This is a genomic window from Hymenobacter properus, assembly GCF_015694735.1.
GTDB lineage: Bacteria > Bacteroidota > Bacteroidia > Cytophagales > Hymenobacteraceae > Hymenobacter > Hymenobacter properus.
In genome coordinates this window covers 164435-186807 of sequence record NZ_JADQDP010000001.1, presented here as the reverse complement: position 1 = coordinate 186807, position 22373 = coordinate 164435, and the positions used below count along the sequence as shown (strand labels likewise).

Here is a 22373-nt window from a genome sequence, read left to right as displayed (position 1 = left end):
GTTTTCAGGGCGTTAACTTGGCCGGCATTGGTGTGCGTGTTCGGTTTGCTGACCGTTCATTTTCAATTTGTCCTTTTCCGCCCTCTTCTTCTCATGACAACACCTGTACATCCTGCCCAATCTTCTAAACGCCTGCTGCGCGCGGGCCGGCTTCTGGGGTCCTTGGTGGCTTGTTGGCTGCTGAGCGCCTCCGCCGCCCACGCCCAAACGTGGATGGTGAGCACCACCGCCCAAATCAAGTTGGGCATTCTCGACAAATACGGGCAGCTCGGCCCTTACACGGCTACTTTTGTGGTGCACAGCGAGAAAACCGGCAAAGACTATTTCCTGGTGAAGCAGCTGGCCAAAAACCAAACCGGCATCGACGTGCTTTTTCCCACCGACCCGGCCGACCCCGACTACTTCAAAACCGATAGCGGCGAGGCCGCCAACGCCACCCCCGGCCGCTACACCTGGGAATGCCGCGTGAAAGGCGTGAAAGCCGTGAGCGGCCGCTTCGTGTTCCCGGAAGTGGCCAATGACGTGACCGTCATCACCAAATAGTGCTGCCGCGCGGCAAGCCCGCATTTTTCGAAAGCCCGGCCGCCCGCCGGGCTTTTTGCGTTTAAGCCACGTTCCTTCCTGTTTTGCACTTCTTATTTCTTGAAATCATGCCCCGCAAGTCCTTTTCCGAGCTCATCAATAGCCCCGGTATGCCGGTTTTGGTTGATTTTTATGCCACCTGGTGCGGCCCCTGCAAAACCATGGCACCCATCCTGGAGCAAGTAGCGGCCCAGCACGGCGGCAAGCTGCGCGTCATCAAAATCGACGTGGATAAAAACCAGGCCGTGGCCCAGCAATACCGCGTGCAAAGCATTCCCACGCTCATTCTCTTCCACCAAGGGCAGCCGGTGTGGCGGCAGGCCGGCGTGGTGCCCGCTGCCCAAATTACGCAGGTGCTGCAACCCTACGTGGGTAAAAGTGCGTCGGTGACGCAGTAGCGAAGCCCTCGGGCAAACTATCTGCCCAACCCCGGCGTTGGGGGGTGGCTACCTTTGCGCTACCCTCTTGGCTCCTCTATGGCATTTAGTTATTCTGCGCGTTATCTGTTCCTTATCCTTTTGCTTAGTTGGGCCGGGCCGCAAAGGGCTTGGGCTCAGCAAGAAACCCGGTTCACTCTTAGCGGCACTGTGCGCAGCGCCCGGGGCGAGGCCCTGCCCGGCGCCAGTGTGGCGGTGCCAGCCCTCGGCACAGGCACCGCGGCCGATTCGCTGGGCCACTTCCGTTTGAGTTTGCCGGCGGGCCGCCACCAGCTGGTCATTGCCTTCATTGGCTACCTGCAGCAAACCCGCGACCTCAACCTGACCCGCAACCAGCGCCTGAGCTTTGTACTCGATGAAAGCGGCAACGAGCTGGGCGAAGTGGTGGTGGAAGGCGCGGCCACCCTGCAGGAAAAACTGAAAACCACCCAAATGGGCGTCGAGCACCTCAGCATCCGCGAGGCTAAGCTGCTGCCCGCGCTGTTTGGCGAGGTCGACATTCTGAAAACCCTGCAGCTCAAGCCCGGCGTGCAAAGCGGCGGCGAGGGCACCAGCGGCCTGTTCGTGCGCGGCGGCTCTTCCGACCAAAACCTGGTGCTGCTCGATAATGCACTGGTGTACAACCCCAACCACTTGTTCGGGCTGTTTTCGGTGTTCAACTCCGACGCGGTGCAGAGCGTCGACCTGTACAAATCGGGCTTTCCGGCGCAGTTTGGCGGGCGCTTGTCGTCTGTGGTGGATGTGAAGCTGCGCGAAGGCGACCGGCAGCACTACGTGGCCACGGGTGGCATTGGGCTCATTTCGTCGCGGCTTACGTATGAGGGCCCCATCAACAAGGGTAAGGGCTCGTTTATCGTGAGCGGGCGGCGCACGTACTTCGACATTTTCACGCGGGCGCTCAACAAGGCCAACGAAGGGAAGGAGGACTATAGCCCCATTCCCGACTACTATTTCTATGACATGAACGCCAAGGCCAACTACACCTTGGGCGAGAAGGACCATCTGTTTCTGACCGGCTACCTGGGGCGCGACATTTTCGGCTTCAGCAGCACGGGCGGCTTCAATTTCAATTTCAACTGGGGCAACACCATCGGCACGCTGCGCTGGAACCACGTGTTTTCGTCTAAGCTGTTTGTGAATACATCCGTGGCGGTGTCCGATTACCAGTACAACCTCAGCAACAAGCTCGACACCTTCACCTTCGGCCTGGGCTCTAACATCCGCGATTACACGGCCCGAAGCGACTTTGAATACGCGCCCACCGACCGGCACCAGCTCAAGGCCGGCGCGCTGCTCACCCAGCACCGCTTCGGCGTGGGCCGCCTCGATGCCAACTCCGGCGACGGCCGCATCAACTTCGGCTCCGATGTGAACTACTACGGCCTGGAGGGCGCGCTCTACGCCTCCGACAGCTACAAGGCGTCCGACAAGCTGCAGCTCGAAGGCGGCCTGCGCCTCACCGGCTTCCGCAGCGGCGCCGACCAGTACGGCGGCGTGGAGCCTCGCGCGGCCGCCCGCTACGCCCTCAACGAGCGCACGTCCTTCAAGGTGAACTACGCCCTGATGTACCAGTACGTGCACTTGGTGACGAACTCGGGCGCCACCCTGCCCACTGACATCTGGTACCCTTCGCGCCTGTCGGTGATGCCGCAGAAATCGCAGCAGGTGAGCACCGGGGCCAGCTTCCTGCTGGGCAATGGCAAGTACCTGCTCACCGATGAGGTGTATTACAAGTGGGGCCGCAACCAGGTCGATTTTCGCGACGGCGCCCAGCTGTTTGTGAACCCGGAGCTGGACGCGGAGTTTATATTCGGCAAAAGCTGGAGCTATGGCAACGAGATTTACCTGGAAAAGAAAACCGGCAAAACCACCGGCTGGATAGGCTACACGCTGGCTTGGAGCTGGCGCAACTTCCAGCCCCAGCGCGGCACCACGGGCGTCAACAACGGCGAGGATTTCCACCCGAACTACGACCGCCGCCACAACCTGACGGTGGTAGTGCTGCATCAGCTCAACCCGCGCATCAATCTCACGGCCAGCTTTGTATATACCTCTGGCAACCTCACCACATTGCCCTTGGGCCGCTTTGGCCTGCAGGATATTCCCGGCTCCAGCGTGGGCCTCGACCCGCGCCCCGTGCCCATTTACCCGAACCGCAACTCCTACCAGCTCATCCCTTACCACCGCCTCGACCTGGGCGTGGTGTACAAAATTGGCTCCCGGCTCAACCAGGACCTCACCCTGAGCATCTACAACGCCTACAATCGCCGCAATGCCTACTTTGTGTTCTTCGACACGGTGAAGGACAAGGGCACCGGCCGCACCACCGGTTTCCAGGCCCGGCAGGTGTCGCTGTTTCCGGTTATTCCCTCGCTGACTTACAACTTCCGGTTTTAATAGAATATCGTCATGCCGAGCGCAGCCGAGGCATCTCGCCGCGGAAAACTAATCACTTCGGCACGCGAGATGCCTCGGCTGCGCTCGGCATGACGGGCTAATATTCTCATCTTATGGCTTACTTCTTAAAACCCACCGCTCTGCTCCTTGCCATACTGGCCCTGGCCGGCTGCGGCAAGCTGCAAAACGACATCAATGTGCCGCTGCCCGCTTACTCGGCTGAGCTGGTGGTGGAGTGCTACCTGGAGCCGGGCAAGGTGCCCAGCCTGGCCGTATCGACCACAGTACCCTACCTCAGCTCGGTGCTGCCCCAGATTCCAACCGATGTGACCGTGACGCTAACCATGCCCGACGGCACGGCGGTGCCCCTGCCCTTTCAACCCAACTACCAGGCGCTGATAGACACGGTATCGGGCGTGAAATTTCACTCGCACATCGGGCGCACGCCGCTGGTGGCCCGGCCTGGCGATGTATTCAAAATTGACGTGGTTGATACCAAGGGCCGGCACGTGACGGGCACCACCACCATGCTGGCGCCCATTCCCATCGATTCGGTGAACTACAAGTTCAACGACAAAACCGGCTCCGAGCGCAAAGCCTACTTCCTCACCAATTTCCGCGACCCCATCAGCCTCGACGACTGCTACCGCCTGCAGCTGCACAAGGGCAACCCCGCAAAAGGCGCCCTGCTCAAAAGCCCGGAAGTGGACATGTCGGTTGAAGACCGGCTGCTGAACGGGCAGCAATTCGTGCTCGGCACCAGCTACCGCTTCAACGCCGGCGACACCGTGACGGCCACCCTCTACCACATCGACCGTTCTTTCTACCGCTTCCGCCAGTCGACGCGCGACGCCCGCAACGCCAACGGCAACCCCTTTGCCCAGCCCTCGGCCATCTACAGCAATGTGCAGGGCGGCGTGGGCATCTTCGCCGTGCTGAGCAGCACCACGGCAACCAAGGTAGTACGTTGAAAATAAAGATGGTGAAATATCGGACCGAAAGCAACGTTACATCCGCTGCACGCATCATAGGTTCAGATTCCACCTTTCAACCACTACCCTCATGTTTACATTTCGACTGCGTAATTGGCTGGCATTGTCCGTCTTTGCCGCCTCGGCCCTCGGCAGCTGCAGCAAAAAGGATGACTCAAAACCTGTAGCGGCCAGCGCTACCACTCAGCAGCTGGCCACCAACGGCAGCTGGCGCCTGGATGAAATCACGCAAAACAGCCAGGTGAGCAGCAGCGGCGCCGGCATCAAAGACCGGTACAGCCTCAAGTTTCGCTCCGACGGCACCTACACCCAAAACTTGCTGGCCGACAATACCACTTACAACGGCACCTGGATGCTGATGAGCAACAACACCGTGCTCCATTTCGTGGACCACAAAGGGGCCAACTCGGAATACACCATTTCCAGTGTTTCGGGCAATTCGCTGCGCTACCGCTTCACCAACAAAAGCAACCAAACCGAAGAGCTGGGCTTTTCGGCGCAGCCCTAGCTCCTCATTAAGTACACCCATAAAAAAGCCCTTGCTGCGTGCAAGGGCTTTTTTTATGGTATTTGACGGCTGCAAAGGCGGTTTAGAGTTCCGCTACTACCGCTTTAATTAGCGCCGTGAGGCGAGGCTCGGCGGCGGCGGCGGCAGCGAAGATGTCGGCCAGCACCACGGGCTTGAGGTGGCCGGGCGCGCACAAGTCGGTAATGACCGACACAGCCAGCACCGGCAGGTTTAGCTGGCGGGCGGCAATGACCTCTGGCACGGTGCTCATGCCCACGGCATCGGCCCCTATGAGACGCAGGTAGCGGTATTCAGCCGGAGTTTCGAGCATGGGGCCGGGCACGCTCACGTACACGCCGCGGCGGGTGGTGCCGGCCTGGCCCAGGGCCGAGGCCGCGGCTTCGGCGCGGCGGAGCAGGTCGGCGTCGTAGGGCGCAAACATGTCGGGGAAGCGCGGCCCCAGTTCGTCGAGGTTGGGGCCGATAAGCGGGTTGGTGGGCTGCAGGTTGATGTGGTCATCAATCAGCATCAAATCAGCCAGATTAAAATCCGGATTCAGCCCGCCTGCCGCATTGCTCACCAGCAGCCGGCTGATGCCCAGCAGCTTGAGCACCCGCACCGGCATGGCCACCTGCTGCATGGTGTAGCCCTCGTAGTAGTGGAAGCGGCCTTGCAGCACAGCCACTTTTTTGCCACCCATGCGGCCCAGCAACAAGCGCCCGGCGTGGCTTTCCACGGTGCTGAGCGGGAAGTGCGGGATATCGGCGTAGTTAATTTCGTATTCTACTTCAACCTCTTTGGCCAGCGCCCCCAGCCCGGTGCCAAGGATGATGCCGGTTTCGGGCTGGAAGTATTGGGAGCTTTCTTTGATGTAGGCGGCGGCTTCTTTGAGTTGGTCGAGCATGAAGAGTTTGTTTGTGGCAAATTGCTAAACGCCTGTCATCTGGAGCGCCGCGCTTGCCCCTGTCACGTCAGCTTTACAGCGTGACAAGGTCCTGCGCTACGCTCCGGATGACAGGCGTTTGCGTTATAAACTATTGAATATCCAGTGTGTACGGCAGGCGGGCCTGCACGCCGCGCATCTGCATGAGTTGCTGGTACTGCGCATAGGCCGGGTAGAGTGGGCCAAGCTCGGATTTGAGGGCACGGGTTTTGGCCTCGTCGTCATCGCCGACGCCGAAGCGGTCGAGCAGGCTTTCGAGGCTAGATTTCTGGCGGGGCAGGCGCTGCACGCGGTAGTCGTCGGCCTTGAGGTGGGCGCGGGCGGCGGCAATATTGAGGGCGTCCTGGTAGTCGCCCAGCACGTCCACGAGGCCGTTGCCTTTGGCTTCGAGGCCGCTCCACACGCGGCCCGAGGCCAGGCGGCGCAGGCGCTCCACGGGCATGTGGCGGCCCTGGGCGGCCTTGCTGGTGAAGTCGGCGTAGATGCGGTTTACTTCCGCTTGCAGGGTGCGCTTTTCAAACTCCGACAGCGGGCGGGTGATGGTTGGCAGGTCGGAGAATTTACCGGTGGTGACGCGGTCTACCGTAATGCCGAGCTTGTCGGCCAGCAGCGGCTGAATGTTGGGCAGCACCCCAAACACACCAATGGAGCCCGTAATGGTGTTCGGGTGGGCCACGATGGTGTCGCAGGCCATGGCGATGTAGTAGCCACCCGAGGCCGCCACGTCGCTCATGCTGGCGATGATGGGTTTTACCTTCTTGGTGAGCAGCACTTCGCGGTAGATGATGTCGGAGGCCAGCGAGGAGCCGCCGGGCGAGTTAATGCGCAGAACCACGGCTTTCACCTTATCGTCGAGGCGGGCCTTGCGAATGGCTTCGGCAAACTTGGTGCTGCCGATGTTGTCGTCGGAGCCACGGCCGGTCACGATGTCGCCTTCGGCGTAAATGACGGCAATGCGGTTGCCGCTGGTTTTGCCTTCTTTTTCGTCGGCATTCTTGTCATCGGTGTAGTCGCTCAAACTCACCAGGTTGGGCTTTTTGTCTTTGGCCAGGCCTAGCTTGCCGCGCATGTAGTCCTGCACCTCGTCAAAATAGCCGAGCTTGGTCACCATCTTGAGACGCAGGGCGTCGTCGGCGTTGTGCACCAGCATCGAATCCGAAATCACCTTGAGGCGCTCGGGCGCAATGCCGCGTGACTTGGCCACTTGGCCCACCATGTAGCCGTTGATGGAGTTCAGGAACGACACGGTTTGGTAGCGGGCCGAATCGGAGAAGTTCTCGCGAAAAAAAGGCTCCACGGCGCTCTTGAACGAGCCCACCCGGAAGATGTAGGGCTGAATGCCGGCCTTGTCGAAGAGGCGCTTGTAGAACATTACCTCCGAGCTCAGGCCGTTGAATTCGAGCGTGCCCTGCGGGTTGAGGTAGATTTCGTTGGCCACCGAGGCCAGGTAAAAGCTCTTCTCGGAGGCGATTTCGTGGTAGGCCACCACAAACTTGCCGCTCTTCTTGAAGTCAACCAGCGCGTCGCGCACTTCCTCCAGCGAGGCCATGCCCCCCTGCACCAGGCCCAGGTTCAGCAAGATGCCTTTGATGTCACTGTCGCCCTTGGCGCGGCGGATGGCAGCTTTCAGGTTGACAAGGCCCGTGGAGGAGTTGCTGCCGCCGATGCTGAATTTATCTTCGCGGCCGCGCTCGGTCAGCGGCTCATTCAGCTTGAGCTCCAGCACCGAGTTGGCGGCCACCTCCTTCTTGTCGCCGGCGCTGGCCGCTGCCCCGATGATGCCCGCCAAAATCAGGAAGCCGATGAAACTGAACGCGGCCAGCCCCACGATGGTGGCCAGCACGAATTTAAAGAATTGACGCATAGGACCGCAGATTTAACGGGTTTTAGCAGATTAAAACGAATTCTGGAGTCGGCCGCAAGCGAATGCGCGAGCCTTCCAAACGAGCCGGCAAGTTACACGCCTCTGTATCGTTTGGTGGTAGGAACCATTACAGACACACGGCCGCCCCGAGGCTGCTTGCCCCGGCGCCCGGCCGGGGCTACTGTTGCTTACCTACACCCAGCAGGTAGCCAACCGAGAACTCGAAGCCCCGGTTGTGCAACCCGCCCAATTTCAGGGCCTCGCGCAGCTTTTGGTCGTCGGGGTTGTTGTTGATGTCGCTGAACCCATAGTTGAGACGGGCACTGGCCACCAAGCCGTTGGGCAAATCAATGCCAAGCCCACCGCACACCGCAAAATTCAATGGGTAATAATCGGCCAGCACGTCGCGGTCGGTACTCACGGCCGCGCCGCTGCTGCTGGTGCCTATTTGCCCCACTTCCCGGGCCGAAACAATGCAGCCCACCTGGGGGCCCACCTGCAGATTGACCATCTTGCCCAGGTACACCTTCACCATCACAGGTAGGTTGATGCTGTTGAAATTGATTTTGTAGTCGGCGCTGGAGCTGTTGGGTTTCAGGCCGCTGCCCGTGCCCTGTTGCACAAACAGCAATTCGGGCTGGATGGCAATGGCCTTTTCGCGCCGAATGCGCAGCATGAGTCCGCCGCTAAAGCCGGCTTTGTAGAAAGTACTGCGGTTCAGCTGCCCGTCGAGCACCGACAGGGCCACGCCGGCCTTGGGCCCAATGTGCACCCCGAGGCCCAGGTCTTGGCCCAGCGCCTGCCCGCTGGTCAAAAGCGCAACCGATAGAAAAGCAGTAGTAAAGGTTAGTTGCATGCAAAAAAAGTGAAACGGGTGAATCCGGCCCAAGATACTCACCAGCTTATAGCCGATGCGCTCCGGCGCAACACCCGCCACTTTGCGCCCAGCTAATACCCGTACTTCTCGCCCCACCAGCCGCGCAGGCGCTCCTGAATCTTGGCCTCGCTGGGGTTTAGCCCGGGGTCGTAGAAGCGCTTGCCGCTCAGCGCCTCGGGCAGAAATTCCTGCTCCTCGAAGTTGCCCTCGCCGTTGTGCGAGTAGGCGTATTCCTTGCCGTAGCCGAGCTGCTTCATCAGGCGCGTGGGAGCGTTGCGCAACGGCACGGGCACGGGGTGCACGCCGTGGGCCTTCACCTCGGCCTGCGCCGCCCGAATGGCCAGGTACGAGGCATTGCTTTTCACCGACGTAGCCAGGTAGATGACGGTTTGGGCCAGAATCAAGTCCGACTCGGGCAGGCCGATGACCGTGCAGGCCTGGAAGCAGCTCGTGGCCAGCATCAGGGCGTTGGGGTTGGCATTGCCGATGTCCTCGCTGGCCAGGATGAGCATGCGGCGGGCAATGAACTTCACGTCCTCGCCGCCTTCCAGCATCACGGCCAGGTAGTAGAGCGCGGCGTTGGGGTCGGAGCCGCGAATGCTCTTGATGAAAGCCGAAATGACGTCGTAGTGCATCTCGCCGCCCTTGTCGTACTTGGCCAGCGGGCGCTGGGCCACTTGCTGCACCACGGCATCGGTGATTTCAACGACGCCTTTTTTGGTGGGCGGCGTGCTCTGCACCACAATTTCCAGCAGGTTGAGCAGCTTGCGGGCGTCGCCGCCGCTCAGGGCCAGCAGGGCGCGGTCTTCCTTCAGGCTCACCTTCTTCTGCTGCATGGCCGCGTCTTCACTCAGGGCTTTGTCTACCAGCCCGCGCAGGGTTTCCGCACTCAGGGCCTCAAGCATGTACACCTGGCAGCGCGAGAGCAAGGCCGGGATGACCTCGAAGGACGGATTCTCCGTCGTGGCCCCAATCAGCGTGACGGTGCCGTGCTCCACGGCGCCCAGCAGCGCGTCCTGCTGCGCCTTGCTGAAGCGGTGGATTTCGTCAATAAAGAGCACCGTGCCGCGCTGCCGCTTGGCTTTCTCGATTACGTCGCGCACGTCCTTTACGCCCGCGTTAATAGCGCTCAGGGCTACGAAGGGCTGCTTCAGCTCGCTGGCCAGCAGGTAGGCCAGGGTGGTTTTGCCCACGCCGGGCGGGCCCCACAAAATGAGGCTGGGCAGCCGGCCGGCGTTGAGGTAGCGGCGCAGCACGCCCTCGGGCCCTATCAGATGCTGCTGGCCGGCGTAGTCGGCCAGGCGGCGGGGGCGCTGGCGCTCGGCCAGGGGCGCATCGGGCCCGGGCGCGGGCGACGGGGTGAAGGCGGTGGGTTCGTCGTCGGGAAATAAAGAAGCCATGGGGAGCGAAGTAGGGCGAACTTTGTGGCGCGCTTCCCCTGAACGATTCTGGCACGAACCAGTTCTGCCAGTGCGGAACCACGCACCACAAAGTTCGCGAGACTGCGACCTACTCCTCCTCCTTTATGCGCAATTCCTTCCGCGTGCACGCGGCCCTGTTCTTCGTCGCCCTTATCTACGCCGCCAACTATTCGCTGTCCAAAGATGTGATGCCGAAATACATGGGGCCGTTTGGCATCGTCACGCTGCGCATTATCGGCGCCGCCTTGTTCTTCGCCCTCATCAAATACTTTGTGGCGCCGCAAGACAAAATCACCGGCCGGGCCGACAACCTGCGTTCTGTGGCCTGCGGCGTGCTGGGCATCGGCCTCAATCAGCTCCTCTTCTTTTCGGGTCTGAACCTGACCTCGCCCATCAGTGCCTCACTGCTCCAAACCATCGCGCCCATTGTCGTCGTCATTGCCTCGGCCATTCTGCTCAAGGAAAAAATCACGCTGCCGCGGGTGCTGGGCATTGCCGTGGGCATGGCGGGCGCGGGCATGCTCATCCTGGGTCGGCACACGCAGTCGGCCGCAGCGCCCAACCCCACCCTGGGCAACCTGTATATCCTGGCCAATGCCACCGTATTCGGCCTCTACCTGGTACTCTCGGCCCCGCTCATGCGCAAGTACCACGCCTTCACGGTGCTGGCGCGGGTGTTTCTGGTGGGTGCGTTCATTGCGGTGCCGTTTGGCTGGCGCAATGCTTTGGAGGCTGATTATGCCCATTTTCCGCTGGTCATCTGGCTTGAAATCGGTTACATGATAGTGTTTCTCACCATTCTGGCTTATTTGCTGAATAACTGGGCTTTGAAATACGCCTCGCCGGCCCTGCTGGGCGTCTATATCTACCCACAGCCGGTACTGGCAGTGCTCATTGCCGTGGCCTTGGGCAAAGACCACCTCACCTGGGGCAAGGCCGGGCAGGCGGCGCTCATTTTTCTGGGCGTGTGGCTGGTGAGCCAGAAGCCCAAAGCGGCGCCCATACCAGCAGTGGAGGCAGCACCAAACTAAATTCAGATACACAGTACCGCATGGCCTGCGGCCAGGCCGGTTCACAGGGCTTTCATGCAGGGTTCGGACCTTTGTGGCACATCTGGCGGTTTTGTTCGTACTCAACTGCTCCACACTCACTCCTTTCCCTATGAAACATTCGCCGCTGGCGCAGGCCGCCATTCCCATTGCCCCTTCCCTCGATTCTACCCTTGCCGAAGACGGCGTGCGGCCCCGGCTAGCGCCTGACAAGCAGCGCCTGGTGCGCATTTCGGCCCTGGCCGTGCTGGTAGCCGTCACCATCAGCCTCGTGGCCCGGCTGCTGGTGTATCTGATTAACCTGGTCACCAACTTGGTATTCCACGGCGAATTTGCGCTGGAATACCACACCCCGGCTGACAACCACCTCGGCCTTTGGGTGGTGCTGATGCCCGCGCTGGGCGGCCTGGTCGTGAGCCTGATGGCCCTGTACGGGTCCAAAGCCATACGCGGCCACGGCATCCCCGAGGCCATGGAACAGATTCTGACCAACCAGAGCCGCATCAAGCCCTCCATCATGTACCTCAAGCCGCTGTCGGCGGCCATTTCCATCGGCACGGGCGGTCCGTTCGGTGCCGAGGGGCCCATTATTGCTACGGGCGGCGCGCTGGGCTCCACGCTGGGGCAGCTCATCAGCATCACCCACCACGAGCGCAAAGTGCTGCTGGCGGCGGGCGCAACGGCGGGCATGTCGGCCATTTTTGGCACGCCCATCGCGGCGGTGTTTCTGGCCATTGAGCTGCTGCTGTTTGAGTTTTCGCCCCGCTCGCTACTTCCGGTCGCACTGGCTTGCATCACGGGCGCGGCGGGGCACCACCTGCTGTTCGAGCAGGGCGCCACGTTCCCGATGCCTGCGCTGCTGGCGCCCAGCAATGGCGCGCTGGCCACCTACAGCGCCATTGGCCTGCTGGTAGGGCTGGCCTCGGTGGGCACCACCAAGCTGGTGTACTTTATTGAGGATTCCTTCGAAAAGCTGCCTTTTCACTGGGGCTGGTGGCCTGCCCTGGGTGGGCTGGCTGTTGGGGGCATTGGCTACTTCGCGCCGCGCACGTTGGGCGTGGGCTACGAAAACATCACCACCATTTTATCCGGCAACGCGCCACTGAACCTGCTGCTGGCGCTGTGCTTCCTGAAGTTTGCTTCGTGGGCCATTTCGCTGGGCAGCGGTACGTCGGGCGGCACACTGGCGCCGCTGCTCACCATTGGGGGGGCACTGGGTGCGCTGCTGGGCGTGGCCATTAAGCACTTTTTTCCCGCGTCGGACATCGTGTTGCCGCTGGCGGCGCTGGTGGGCATGGCTGCCATGTTTGCGGGCGCGTCGCGGGCGCTGCTCACTTCCATCGTGTTTGCGGTGGAAGCCACGGGCCAGGCGCAGGCGCTGCTGCCGCTGCTGGGGGCCTGCACGGGCGCCTACCTGGTGTCGTTTCTGCTGATGGGCAATACCATCATGACCGAGAAAATTGCCCGCCGTGGCGTAAAAACACCCGTCGACTACGAGCCCGACCTGCTGGACAAGGTGAACGTGGGCCGTGTGCTGCAAAACGGCATGACGGCCATCAGCACCGACAACACCATTGGCGAAGTGCGCGCATGGACCGAGCGCGAAGCCGAGCGCAGCAGCCCGCACCTCGTCGTCATCCACCCCGATGGCGCCTTCGCTGGCATTGTGAGCACCGTGGCCCTGGCCGGCTGGCACGCCGACGACTCCGCGCCCATCAGCGCCCTCCTGCAGCCCCGCACCGCCGCCGTGCAAGCCACCGACACTCTGCGCACCGCCGTGGAGCGCATGGCCCGCGAAAACGTAGACGTGCTGCCCGTGCTCATCCCCGGCCGCCGGGCTGAGGTGGGCGGTATCATCTCCTACCGCGACATCCTGCTGGCCTACAAAAACCGCCTCGAAGACGACACCAAGGCCGCGCCCCACATCCTGCTCAAGCGCAAAAGCCTGCGCGTGCTGCTGCGCGGGCAGGCGTTGTTTCAGAAGCAGAAATCGGAGATTGAGTAAGCTGCTTGAAATTAGCTAATAGATTAAAAAGCCTCCCGCACCTTGCGGGAGGCTTTTTAATTATCTTGGTTAATCAGAATCACCACCAGCGTCACCATTGTGGCTTAGTTTTCCGGCTTGCTCTCGGCAATGAGCCGCATGAGAGCCATAAGCGCGTTGTCGGCCTGTTGGCAGTTTTATGCAAAAAGCGCATAATACCTGTGATTCAATAGTAATGCAGCCCTTGAAAACTGGCTTGGAGTTCAAGCTAGCCAGTATTTAAGGACATTTGATTTTTAAGTCTAGTGGGTAAGGATTACTCACCCGTTGAATGTGAGTTTATGCTGTAATTCTTCAACTATGGCGATGATAAAAGCACGAATTTTAGAAACTATAGTTCAAGATTTCCACTCACCTGTCGTCGCAGGTTTGAATTATGTTGGTAAAGCCAGTCAACTCATTATTTACTATTGCAGCAATGGGAATGAGGAAGTGGATTATGAAATCATATTCGACAGCCCTCGCGGATTTAAGCTTCTTGACGAGGGAGATATGCATGATTACTGGGAGTCGGAAATAATCAGAAACAATTGGCTGTTTGAAATAGAAAGCGGCGGCTGGCTTGATAGAGCCGATGCGTCTGGAGGTTTTATCTCCAAAGCCCTTGGATTTCGCGAGTTTTTAATCTCCGGTATTGATGATTGCGTGTCTGTTATCAGCAATACCGACCCGGTGATTAGTAAAACTGCCCTCTCATCTTTATGAAAAAGAAAAGCCCGCCGAAATATTTCCGGCGGGCTTTTTCAATGTATCAATCACTTTACAAGTGAATCACCTCGCCGTAGGCGGCAGCGGCGGCCTCCATAATGGCCTCGCTCATGGTGGGGTGCGGGTGCACCGCCTTGATAATTTCCATGCCGGTGGTTTCGAGCTTGCGCGCTACCACGACTTCGGCAATCATCTCGGTCACGTTCATGCCAATCATGTGGGCGCCGAGCCACTCGCCGTATTTCTTGTCGAAAATCACCTTCACGAAGCCGTCTTTGGCGCCGGCAGCGCTGGCTTTGCCCGAGGCCGAGAAGGGGAACTTGCCCACCAACACGTCGTAGCCTTTTTCCTTGGCTTCAGCTTCGGTGTAGCCCACGCTGGCAATTTCGGGCGAGGCGTAGGTGCAGCCGGGGATGTTCTGGTAGTTGAGCGGCTCGGGGTGGTGGCCGGCGATTTTCTCGACGCAGATAATGCCTTCGGCCGAGGCCACGTGGGCAAGCGCGGGGCCGGGCACGATGTCGCCGATGGCGTAGATGCCGGGCACGTTGGTCTGGTAGTAGTCGTCCACAATCACGCGGCCGCGCTCCACTTTGATGCCCAGCTCTTCAATGCCAATGTTTTCGAGGTTCGTCACCACGCCGGCGGCACTCAGCACCACGTCGCAGTCAATCTGCTGCTCGCCCTTGGCGGTCTTGATGGTCACTTTGCAACCTGCGCCGCTGGTGTCCACCTTGGTTACTTCGGCGCTGGTGAGCACGTTCACGCCGATTTTGCGGAACGACTTCTCCATCTGGCGCGACACTTCCTCGTCTTCCACCGGCACGATGCGGGGCAGGTACTCCACCACCGTCACTTCCGAGCCCATGGTGCGGTAGAAGTAGGCAAACTCGACGCCGATGGCGCCCGAGCCCACCACCACGAGGCGCTTGGGCAGCTGCTCCATGGCCATGGCCTTGCGGTAGCCGATGATTTTCTGGTTGTCGATGGGCAGAGCGGGCAGCTCGCGGGCGCGGGCGCCGGTGGCCAGGATGATGCTCTTGGCTTCCACCGTTTCTTTGCTGCCGTCGGCCTTGGTCACTTCCACCTTGCCGGGGGCCAGCACTTTGCCGGTGCCCATGATGGCTTCAATCTTGTTCTTTTTGAACAGGAAGTTGATGCCCTTACTCATGCCCTCGGCCACGCCGCGGCTGCGCTTGATGACGGCGCCAAAGTCGTAGCCAACCCCGTCGGCCTTGAGGCCGTACTCGGCGGCATGGTTGAGGTATTCGAACACCTGCGCGCTCTTGAGCAGCGCTTTGGTGGGAATGCAGCCCCAGTTGAGGCAGATGCCGCCCAGCGACTCGCGCTCAATCACACCCACTTTCAACCCCAACTGCGACGCCCGAATGGCGGCCACGTACCCCCCGGGGCCGCTGCCGACCACCACCAAATCAAATTGCAATGCCATAAAATGCTCGGAAAGAAAAAAGTACATCGGGCCCGGCTGGGGGGCCCATCCCAATTAGCGGGGCAAAGATAGCCGCACTCCCCCATCGCCCCGCATGCTGGCTGCGCAGTCTATATATTGCCTGCGCTATTTTGGCCCGATGCGTGCTAGTAGCCAATCTTGTTTCACTTCCGTATAAGCCCCCGGTTGTGGCCACACCGCGCCGCGCCTCACTTCTCTGACCTTATGAAATTACCTCTTCGCCTGCCACTGGCGGCTTTTGGGCTGCTGGGTTTTCTCTCAAACTGCGCTACCACCGTCACGGAAAAAGAAAAACCGTCGGTGACGAGCATGCCCGTTGCCGCCGCTCGCCCCGACTCGACCGGTGCCGCCGCTACCGCCACCGACGCCCGTGTGGCCACCCCGGCCGCTGAGCCCGGCACTGCCTCCGCCACAGCCCCTGCCACAGCCGGTTCGGCCGACCTTCCCGCCGAAATGGCGGGTGCCCCGGCCACCGCGGCCCCCAATACCCCCAGCGCCGAAGTCGCATCGGCCACTCGCGCCAAGGAAAAGAAAATGACGGCCGCGGACTACCGTCAAATGCTGGAATCGGCCGATTCGCGCCTGAAAACCAGCCCGCGCGACCCTGCCGCCCTCTTGCAGCGGGCCAAGGCCAAGAGCTACCTCAAGCAGTACAAAGAAGCCATTCCGGATTACACCGCCGCCATCAAATACCAGCGCAACAACCCCGATGCTTACTACAACCGGGGCGTAAACCGTCTGATGATGAAGCAGTATAAAGCGGCCGCCACCGACTTTTCGGGCGCCCTCAAGTACCGGCCCGATGACAAGGAGTCGTTCTTCGGCCGCGGCGTGGCTAAGATGCAGATGTACCAGTACAAGCCCGCCGTGGTCGATTTCACCCGCGCCATCCAGCTCGATTCGGCCTACGCCGACGCTTGGGAGTACCGCGGCATCAGCTACTCGTCGTTCGACAAGCTGTCCGAAGCCCGCCGCGACCTGGAGCGCGCCGCCAAGCTCAACCCTGATGCCGAGAAAAGCCTGAAGCGTTACGTGGGCAACGACGGCCGCGAGCCCATTAAGGCCGCGCCGGTGGCCAAGCCCGGCACCGGCTACCACCCCCGCCCGGGCTACCACAAGCCGGCCACCACCACGCCGACGACTCCTCCGGCTCAGTAGACTTATTTGTAGCCTGCTGCTTTCGTCCTAGCACGTCATGCTGAGCGCAGCCGAAGCATCTCTACCGCAATGGTAAATAATTACTGCTGCGGTAGAGATGCTTCGGCTGCGCTCCCCATGACGTGTTTTTGTTTATTCCGCGCCTTTTTTATTTCCCACCGAAAAACAGCTTAAAATAAAAGCTCGGCTTGCGTAGCTGCTCGCGCAAATCCAAATCCATAAACATCATGGAGAGCGTGGCGGCCAGCGTGGGGTTGTTAACGGCGCGGTTGGCCACGATGTTGAATAGGCTGGGGAAGTTCAGCAGCCGCTGCATTACGCGGCTCAGGCGCAGCTCCTGGCCGAGGCGGTTGTAGACGGCTTTGTCGTAGTTTTTGAGGAATTCGGGGCTGAAGTCCTGCTTTGTCACGGCTTCGATGGCCCAGGTAGCGGCGTGGCGCCCACTCACCATTGCGTGCGAAATGCCCTCACCCGAAAACGGGTCGATGAGGGAGCCGGCGTCGCCGAGCAAAAAGTAACCCGGCCCTGATAACGCGCGCCGTTTCGAGCCCAGCGGCAGGCCGAAGCCCTTCACCGAACCAAGCCGGGTGGCGTTGGCAAAGCGTGGTGCCAGTTCCGGGTGCGTCGTCAGCATCTCATCAAGGCGCTGGCGCAGGTTTACCTTTTTATCGGCCACCGTTTTGGAGAGCATGCCCACGCCCACGTTGGCCTGGCCGTTGGGCAGCGGGAACACCCAGAGGTAGCCGGGTAGGAAATCCTTGATGAAATGCAGCTCGATGAAATTATCGGGGCTCAGGCCGGCCACGCCGTCGTAGTAGGTGCGCAGGCCGGCGCAGTGGTGGTCGGGCTCCAGGGCGTGGCCGGCCACTTTGCGGGCAAACTCCGATTGGGCTCCGTTGGCCACGAGCAGCAGGCGGCACGTGGCTATTTCCTGGCCGGCCTTGTCGAATAATTGCCATCCTTCGGGCGTACGCTCGGTGCGGGCCACGTCTACGTTTTCGCGGAAGTCAATTTCCGGGCGCTGGCGCACTTCTTCCACCAGGAAATTATCGAAGTCGATGCGTTTGGCCACGTGCCCGGCGGTAGCGTCCTGGGTTTTGTCGAACTTGGGCTTGAAGGGGATGCTGAGCTTGCGGCCGTTGGGCGCGATGAAGTCGATGCCCCAACTTGGAATTTGGATGGGCGAGGCGGCCAGCTTGGCGTGCAGGCCGGGTTCGATGCGCTTCAACTCGTTGATGACCTTGCCGCTGAGGGCGTCGCCGCAGGTCTTGTCGCGCGGGAAGGCGGCGCGGTCCAGCAGCAGGCAGCGCTGGCCGGCGTTGGCCAGGTGCAGGGCGGCGGTGGCCCCGCCGGGGCCCGCGCCCAGAATGCAGATGTCGTAATGGGGCATAATCTGCGGCGAAGTTAGGCCGGTGACGCGCGAACGTGGCGCGGGCTTTTAATCCTCGAATCCGTCGTCACGGTCTCCTTAGCCTGTCAATTCAATTCGCGAACTGAAAGTCCGCGCTACTTACCTTCGCCCCATGACCAACACACTCACCGGAAAAGTGGCCCTCGTGACGGGCGCTTCCAAAGGAATTGGCCGCGCCATCGCGGCGCATTTTGCCCAGCTCGGCGCTGATGTCGCCTTCACTTATCTCTCCTCCGTCGAGAAAGGCCAGGCCCTCGAAACCGAACTCTCGGCCGCCGGCACCAAGGTGAAAGGCTACCGTTCTGACGCCTCCGACTACACCCAAGCCGAGCAGCTGATTGATGCCGTGGTGGCCGATTTTGGCAAGCTCGACATTCTCGTCAACAACGCCGGCATCACTCAGGACGGCCTGCTCATGCGCATGAGCGAGCAGCAGTGGGACCAGGTGCTGCAAGTCAACCTCAAATCGGTGTTCAACCTCACCAAGGCCGCCACCAAGCCCATGATGCGCGCCAAGAGCGGCTCCATCATCAACATGACCAGCGTTGTGGGCCTCAAAGGCAACGCCGGGCAGGCCAACTACGCCGCCAGCAAGGCCGGTATCATCGGCTTCACCAAATCGGTGGCCCTGGAGCTGGGCTCGCGCAACATCCGCTGCAACGCCATCGCGCCCGGCTTCATTGAAACCGAAATGACCGACGCCCTCGACCCCAAGCAGGTGGATGAGTGGCGCAAGGCCATCCCGCTCAAGCGCGGCGGCCGGCCCGAGGACGTGGCGAAGGCCACGGCCTTCCTGGCCTCCGACGACTCGGCCTACATCACTGGCCAGGTGCTGCAGGTGGATGGGGGGATGCTGACGTAGGAAAGCTTCTTCTACAGCTTCGCTTGCTCCTTCCAACGTAATTGAATCAGGCTGTTATAATCACCGCTCCGTCTTTTGGGAATGGGGTGGAGATAATAACAGCCTGATTCTGTTATGAGCGTGTGGCGGCTGTAGGGCGCAAGTCCTCCTGTTGACGAAGAGATAACCTGAAAATGCTTTGGACTCGCATGTAGTAGTTGTAGCGAAAAACCTTTGCCACTATTCGCCAGGCACGAATCAATACTACTTTGCACCACCAAGTCGTTGAATTGTTGCAAATGCTTTTTTTGCATTTGGACGCTCAGCTCCTTCTGAAACTTTAAGGCTCCGACGAACCCCATATCTGGAAAGCAAGCAATTACGTTTGGTGGCGGTGGCTTGATAATAATTTCCGAAGGCAGAAATTGGTAACCGCTTTTTGCCCAACCGTATCCAGCGCTGATAAAGCCACCGGCAAAACCCAGAATTAATATCAATGGGAACGTTACCCAGTTTGATGTGAGGATTTTTAAATACGGTTCTTGTCGATTCTTCCTTTTCATAACCAAAGCAGGCCAAGCAAATATTACATGGGACGAATTTGGGGTATCATGCTTCAAATCATAGCTATGGCAGCCGTATCAACGTTTGCTTTGTTCTTTGCTGTATTTGTTTATGCCCACGTTTATGGTCCTTATGCCAAACGCAAAGCAGTAGAGCTTCGCATTGAGCAGTTCAAATAGGAAGACGCCGAATCAGATTTATTTGCCTTACATCTCCGGATTCATTCGCATGCTCACCACCCGGAAATACCTGCTCGTCGCAATCGGGCTATTGCTTGTTACGGTAGCCTTGCGGCCCGTGCGGCGCGCCTACAGCCACCGCTTTGGGCAGGCCGCGGCCGACCGCAAGCTGTTCCACGACGGGGACTTAGTTTTTCACACCAGCCGGTCGGAACAGAGCCAGGCCATTCAGCTGGCCACGCACTCGCCCTGGAGCCACTGCGGGCTGCTTTATCAGGACAAAGGGCAGTGGTGGGTGCTGGAAGCCATGCAGCCGGTGAAGGTGACGCCGCTGATGGAGTGGACGGGCCGCGGCCGGGGCGACCACTACGTGGTGAAACGGCTGCGCGACGCGGCTACGGCCCTCACACCTGCCGCCTTGCAGGAAATGAAAACCGTGGGCAAAGGCATGGTCGGCCGCGACTACGACGGCACCTTCGGCTGGTCCGACGACCGGATTTATTGCTCTGAATTGATTTATAAAGTGTACGAGCGCAGCCTGCACCGCCGCCTGGGCACTTTGCAAAAGCTAGGCGACTTCGACCTCAGCCACCCCGCCGTGCAGGCCAAGCTGAAAGAGCGGTACGGCGATAAGCTGCCGCTGAACGAACCGGTGATTTCGCCGGGCAGCATCTTTAATAGCCCCGAACTGGTTACTGTGCTCAGCCGTTGAGAAAGCAGTCGGCTGCAACTTTGGCCGCGCGAGCCGACCTTTAGCGCTGATTCAATCCGATTTCCGTTTGCTGACCACCCAATACTCTCCCTGGCTCATCCTCGTCTGCCTGCTGGTGGGCGCGGGCTACGCCGCCCTGCAATACTCGGCCAAAGCGACCTGGAGCCGGCGCCTGAACTACGCGCTGGCGGCGTTGCGCTTCGCCGTGGTGAGCTTTCTGTGCTACCTGCTGCTTGGGCCGTTCATCAAAAGCACTACCACGCACACCGAGCAGCCCACTGTGGTGCTGGCCGTCGATAACTCGCAGTCGGTGGAGCTGTTCACGCCCAAGGCTGTGCTCGGCCAGGCCACCAGCGGCCTCGCCCGGCTGGCCGAAACGTTGCGCGGTAAGGGTTTCTCCGTCGAAACCCGCACGCTGACCAGCGCACCCAACCGCCCGGCCCGGCTCGATTCGCTGCGCTTCTCGGCCGCCAGCACCGACCTCGACCAGCTGCTTAGCGGCACCCGCGAGGCGTATGATGGCCGCAACCTAGCCGCCACTGTGCTGCTGAGCGACGGACTCGTGAACCAGGGCCGCAGCCCGGCTTACTCCGAGTTCAGCTTCCCGATTTACAGCGTGGCCGTGGGCGACACCGTGCCCAAGAAAGACTTGCGACTCACCGGCCTCACCTACAACCGGGTGGCCTTTAGCGGCAACAAGTTTCCCATTGAGGCCGAGCTGGGCTTTGAGGGCTACGCGGGTGGCGCAGCCACCGTGGAACTGCGCGAGGGCGGCCGGGTGCTCGATTCGCGCCGCGTGGCGCTGCCGGCGGGCCGGCGCCGGGTGCGCACCACTTTCCAGCTCACGGCGCCCGCACCGGGCAAGCGTCGCTACGAGGTGCGCATTACGCCCCAAGTGGGCGAGTTTACGGAGCTGAACAACGCCCGCACGGCATTCATTGAAATTGTGAAGGGCAAGCTGCGCGTGCTACTGGCTGGCGCTGCCCCCCACCCCGACCTCAAGGCCCTGCGCGCCGCCATCCTGGCCAATGACAATTTTGACCTTACGCTAGCCATTTCCGGCGTGCTGCCGCTGAAAGCCGATGCTGATTTCGACGTAGCCATTCTGCACCAGCTGCCGGCCCAGGGCGGGCTAGGCAACGAGATTCTGGCTCAGGTGAAGGCCCGCAAAACGCCTGCCTTCTACATTTTAGGGGCTCAATCGGACCTGGCGGCTTACAACCAGCTCGGTGCCGGCCTCACCATTCAGCCGCGCGGGGCGCAGACCGATGAGGTGACGCCCGTGCCCAACCCCGGCTTTGCCCGCTTTGCTACTGACGAGGAAGCCGCCCGCCGCTATGCCGAGTACCCGCCCGCACCCGTGCCTTTTGGCGACTACCGCCTCGGGGCGGGGGCCGAGGCGGCCCTCTGGCAGCAGGTGGGCCGCGTGCGCACCCAGAAGCCGTTGCTAGTGTTCGGTGGCCCCCAGGACCGGCGGCAGGCCACCCTGCTCACCGATGGCAGCTGGCAGTGGCGCCTGAGCGAGGCCGTGGCCCACGACGACCGGCCCGAAGCCTACGACCGCCTCATCATCCGCACGCTGCAGCTGCTGACCCAAAACGCCAACAAAAAGCGCCTCGACGTGTACCCTACGCAGGACGCTTTCGGCACGCAGGATGACGTGACGCTAGGCGCCGAAACCTACAACGCGGTGTTCGAGCGCCTCTACAACCAGAAAATCGACCTCACCCTGACCGACGCCAAGCAGCAAACCCGCCGCTTTTCGTTCGCTAACGCCGAGGACGGCTCGCCGCTGCACCTGGGCCCGCTGCCGGCGGGGCTTTACAAGTATCAGGCCCGCGCCACTTTGGGCGGCCAGGCTCAGCAGGATGCGGGCGAGCTGCTGGTGCAGGCGCAGCCCCTGGAAGCTCTGGAATCGAAGGCCGACCACAACCTGCTGGCGCAGTTGTCGCGCCGCAGTGGCTCGCGGCTTTACTATCCCTCGCAGCTCGACCAACTGGCGCAGGACATCGAAAAAGCGGACTACAAGCCGGTAATTTCGGCGGAGGAAGACCTGAAGGACCTGATAAATCTGAAGTGGATTTTCTTCGTCATCCTGGCCTTTTTGACGGTGGAGTGGGTCGTGCGGAAGTACTCGGGCAGCGTGTAAGGATAAGAAACTGAAACGTCAAGCCGAGCGCGAGGCATCTCGCCTGCGCCGTTTGTCATCCTGAGCGCA

20 protein-coding genes are annotated in these 22373 nt (G+C 60.7%); 13 read left to right on the top strand and 7 right to left on the bottom strand.

Features of this window, described 5'->3' with window-relative positions:
- The first annotated feature begins 93 nt into the window (after positions 1–93).
- From I2I01_RS00875 to I2I01_RS00855, 5 genes are all read left to right on the top strand, one after another.
- Entirely contained in the window at positions 94–543 is a 450-nt protein-coding gene (locus tag I2I01_RS00875) for a hypothetical protein (RefSeq protein ID WP_196284539.1), read from the top strand.
- 107 nt (positions 544–650) lie between these two features.
- Entirely contained in the window at positions 651–980 is a 330-nt protein-coding gene (gene trxA / locus I2I01_RS00870) for a thioredoxin (RefSeq protein WP_196284538.1), read from the top strand.
- A 78-nt stretch (positions 981–1058) separates the two neighbouring features.
- Entirely contained in the window at positions 1059–3416 is a 2358-nt protein-coding gene (locus I2I01_RS00865; protein WP_196284537.1) for a TonB-dependent receptor, read from the top strand.
- A gap of 113 nt (positions 3417–3529) precedes the next feature.
- Positions 3530–4387 carry a DUF4249 domain-containing protein gene (locus I2I01_RS00860; RefSeq protein ID WP_196284536.1) on the top strand — a complete coding sequence of 286 codons (858 nt, stop codon included), beginning with the start codon at positions 3530–3532 and terminating at the stop codon, positions 4385–4387.
- 91 nt (positions 4388–4478) lie between these two features.
- Positions 4479–4916, top strand: coding sequence for a lipocalin-like domain-containing protein (locus I2I01_RS00855; protein ID WP_196284535.1), 438 nt, complete (start codon positions 4479–4481; stop codon positions 4914–4916).
- Between the two features lie 82 nt (positions 4917–4998).
- Here the strand turns inward: I2I01_RS00855 and I2I01_RS00850 are convergent, their stop codons facing one another.
- The 4 genes from I2I01_RS00850 to I2I01_RS00835 form a co-directional block, all read right to left on the bottom strand.
- Entirely contained in the window at positions 4999–5820 is an 822-nt protein-coding gene (locus tag I2I01_RS00850) for a purine-nucleoside phosphorylase (protein WP_196284534.1), read from the bottom strand.
- A 130-nt stretch (positions 5821–5950) separates the two neighbouring features.
- Positions 5951–7723: a signal peptide peptidase SppA gene (sppA, locus tag I2I01_RS00845; protein ID WP_196284533.1), complete on the bottom strand. Its 1773-nt coding sequence runs from the start codon at positions 7721–7723 to the stop codon at positions 5951–5953.
- A 178-nt stretch (positions 7724–7901) separates the two neighbouring features.
- Positions 7902–8579: a porin family protein gene (locus tag I2I01_RS00840; protein ID WP_196284532.1), complete on the bottom strand. Its 678-nt coding sequence runs from the start codon at positions 8577–8579 to the stop codon at positions 7902–7904.
- A gap of 92 nt (positions 8580–8671) precedes the next feature.
- Entirely contained in the window at positions 8672–10000 is a 1329-nt protein-coding gene (locus tag I2I01_RS00835; RefSeq protein ID WP_196284531.1) for a replication-associated recombination protein A, read from the bottom strand.
- Between the two features lie 125 nt (positions 10001–10125).
- Between I2I01_RS00835 and I2I01_RS00830 the strand changes: the two genes are divergently transcribed.
- The 3 genes from I2I01_RS00830 to I2I01_RS00820 all read left to right on the top strand — a co-directional run bounded on the left by I2I01_RS00830 (position 10126) and on the right by I2I01_RS00820 (position 13819).
- Positions 10126–11052 carry a DMT family transporter gene (locus I2I01_RS00830; protein ID WP_196284530.1) on the top strand — a complete coding sequence of 309 codons (927 nt, stop codon included), beginning with the start codon at positions 10126–10128 and terminating at the stop codon, positions 11050–11052.
- A 130-nt stretch (positions 11053–11182) separates the two neighbouring features.
- Complete coding sequence (locus I2I01_RS00825; RefSeq protein WP_196284529.1) at positions 11183–13075, top strand: chloride channel protein; 1893 nt, start codon at positions 11183–11185, stop codon at positions 13073–13075.
- A gap of 339 nt (positions 13076–13414) precedes the next feature.
- The gene (locus tag I2I01_RS00820) at positions 13415–13819 is read left to right on the top strand and encodes a hypothetical protein (protein ID WP_196284528.1); all 405 of its coding nucleotides are present in this window, start codon (positions 13415–13417) and stop codon (positions 13817–13819) included.
- A gap of 55 nt (positions 13820–13874) precedes the next feature.
- On the opposite strand, the gene lpdA is transcribed toward I2I01_RS00820, so the two are convergent.
- Positions 13875–15269, bottom strand: coding sequence for a dihydrolipoyl dehydrogenase (gene lpdA, locus I2I01_RS00815; RefSeq protein ID WP_196284527.1), 1395 nt, complete (start codon positions 15267–15269; stop codon positions 13875–13877).
- Between the two features lie 225 nt (positions 15270–15494).
- Here lpdA and I2I01_RS00810 point away from each other — a divergent pair, with 225 nt between their 5' ends.
- The gene (locus I2I01_RS00810; protein ID WP_196284526.1) at positions 15495–16448 is read left to right on the top strand and encodes a tetratricopeptide repeat protein; all 954 of its coding nucleotides are present in this window, start codon (positions 15495–15497) and stop codon (positions 16446–16448) included.
- A 148-nt stretch (positions 16449–16596) separates the two neighbouring features.
- Here I2I01_RS00810 and I2I01_RS00805 read toward each other — a convergent pair whose 3' ends face one another.
- Positions 16597–17838, bottom strand: a complete 1242-nt coding sequence (locus I2I01_RS00805) for an NAD(P)/FAD-dependent oxidoreductase (protein WP_196284525.1) — start codon at positions 17836–17838, stop codon at positions 16597–16599.
- Between the two features lie 133 nt (positions 17839–17971).
- Between I2I01_RS00805 and fabG the strand changes: the two genes are divergently transcribed.
- Positions 17972–18721: a 3-oxoacyl-[acyl-carrier-protein] reductase gene (fabG, locus tag I2I01_RS00800; protein ID WP_196284524.1), complete on the top strand. Its 750-nt coding sequence runs from the start codon at positions 17972–17974 to the stop codon at positions 18719–18721.
- Between the two features lie 11 nt (positions 18722–18732).
- Here fabG and I2I01_RS00795 read toward each other — a convergent pair whose 3' ends face one another.
- A complete protein-coding gene (locus tag I2I01_RS00795) occupies positions 18733–19263 on the bottom strand; it encodes a hypothetical protein (protein ID WP_196284523.1) in 531 nt (176 codons plus the stop codon).
- 48 nt (positions 19264–19311) lie between these two features.
- Between I2I01_RS00795 and I2I01_RS23385 the strand changes: the two genes are divergently transcribed.
- From I2I01_RS23385 to I2I01_RS00785, 3 genes are all read left to right on the top strand, one after another.
- Positions 19312–19443, top strand: a complete 132-nt coding sequence (locus I2I01_RS23385) for a hypothetical protein (protein ID WP_262895423.1) — start codon at positions 19312–19314, stop codon at positions 19441–19443.
- 49 nt (positions 19444–19492) lie between these two features.
- On the top strand, positions 19493–20155 hold the full coding sequence (locus I2I01_RS00790; RefSeq protein WP_196284522.1) for a YiiX family permuted papain-like enzyme: 663 nt from the start codon (positions 19493–19495) through the stop codon (positions 20153–20155).
- Between the two features lie 67 nt (positions 20156–20222).
- The gene (locus tag I2I01_RS00785; RefSeq protein ID WP_211537747.1) at positions 20223–22304 is read left to right on the top strand and encodes a hypothetical protein; all 2082 of its coding nucleotides are present in this window, start codon (positions 20223–20225) and stop codon (positions 22302–22304) included.
- The last annotated feature ends 69 nt before the right edge of the window (positions 22305–22373 follow it).

Bases quoted from the DNA above. Each gene is read 5' to 3' on its own strand.
- I2I01_RS00875 (WP_196284539.1), top strand. From the start codon at position 94: ATGACAACACCTGTACATCCTGCCCAATCTTCTAAACGCCTGCTGCGC.
- I2I01_RS00835 (WP_196284531.1), bottom strand. From the start codon at position 10,000: ATGGCTTCTTTATTTCCCGACGACGAACCCACCGCCTTCACCCCGTCG.
- I2I01_RS23385 (WP_262895423.1), top strand. From the start codon at position 19,312: ATGCTTCAAATCATAGCTATGGCAGCCGTATCAACGTTTGCTTTGTTC.
- I2I01_RS00790 (WP_196284522.1), top strand. From the start codon at position 19,493: ATGCTCACCACCCGGAAATACCTGCTCGTCGCAATCGGGCTATTGCTT.
- I2I01_RS00830 (WP_196284530.1), top strand. From the start codon at position 10,126: ATGCGCAATTCCTTCCGCGTGCACGCGGCCCTGTTCTTCGTCGCCCTT.
- I2I01_RS00855 (WP_196284535.1), top strand. From the start codon at position 4,479: ATGTTTACATTTCGACTGCGTAATTGGCTGGCATTGTCCGTCTTTGCC.
- I2I01_RS00840 (WP_196284532.1), bottom strand. From the start codon at position 8,579: ATGCAACTAACCTTTACTACTGCTTTTCTATCGGTTGCGCTTTTGACC.
- trxA (WP_196284538.1), top strand. From the start codon at position 651: ATGCCCCGCAAGTCCTTTTCCGAGCTCATCAATAGCCCCGGTATGCCG.
- I2I01_RS00805 (WP_196284525.1), bottom strand. From the start codon at position 17,838: ATGCCCCATTACGACATCTGCATTCTGGGCGCGGGCCCCGGCGGGGCC.
- lpdA (WP_196284527.1), bottom strand. From the start codon at position 15,269: ATGGCATTGCAATTTGATTTGGTGGTGGTCGGCAGCGGCCCCGGGGGG.
- sppA (WP_196284533.1), bottom strand. From the start codon at position 7,723: ATGCGTCAATTCTTTAAATTCGTGCTGGCCACCATCGTGGGGCTGGCC.
- I2I01_RS00825 (WP_196284529.1), top strand. From the start codon at position 11,183: ATGAAACATTCGCCGCTGGCGCAGGCCGCCATTCCCATTGCCCCTTCC.
- I2I01_RS00820 (WP_196284528.1), top strand. From the start codon at position 13,415: ATGGCGATGATAAAAGCACGAATTTTAGAAACTATAGTTCAAGATTTC.
- I2I01_RS00795 (WP_196284523.1), bottom strand. From the start codon at position 19,263: ATGAAAAGGAAGAATCGACAAGAACCGTATTTAAAAATCCTCACATCA.
- I2I01_RS00850 (WP_196284534.1), bottom strand. From the start codon at position 5,820: ATGCTCGACCAACTCAAAGAAGCCGCCGCCTACATCAAAGAAAGCTCC.
- I2I01_RS00810 (WP_196284526.1), top strand. From the start codon at position 15,495: ATGAAATTACCTCTTCGCCTGCCACTGGCGGCTTTTGGGCTGCTGGGT.
- I2I01_RS00860 (WP_196284536.1), top strand. From the start codon at position 3,530: ATGGCTTACTTCTTAAAACCCACCGCTCTGCTCCTTGCCATACTGGCC.
- I2I01_RS00865 (WP_196284537.1), top strand. From the start codon at position 1,059: ATGGCATTTAGTTATTCTGCGCGTTATCTGTTCCTTATCCTTTTGCTT.
- fabG (WP_196284524.1), top strand. From the start codon at position 17,972: ATGACCAACACACTCACCGGAAAAGTGGCCCTCGTGACGGGCGCTTCC.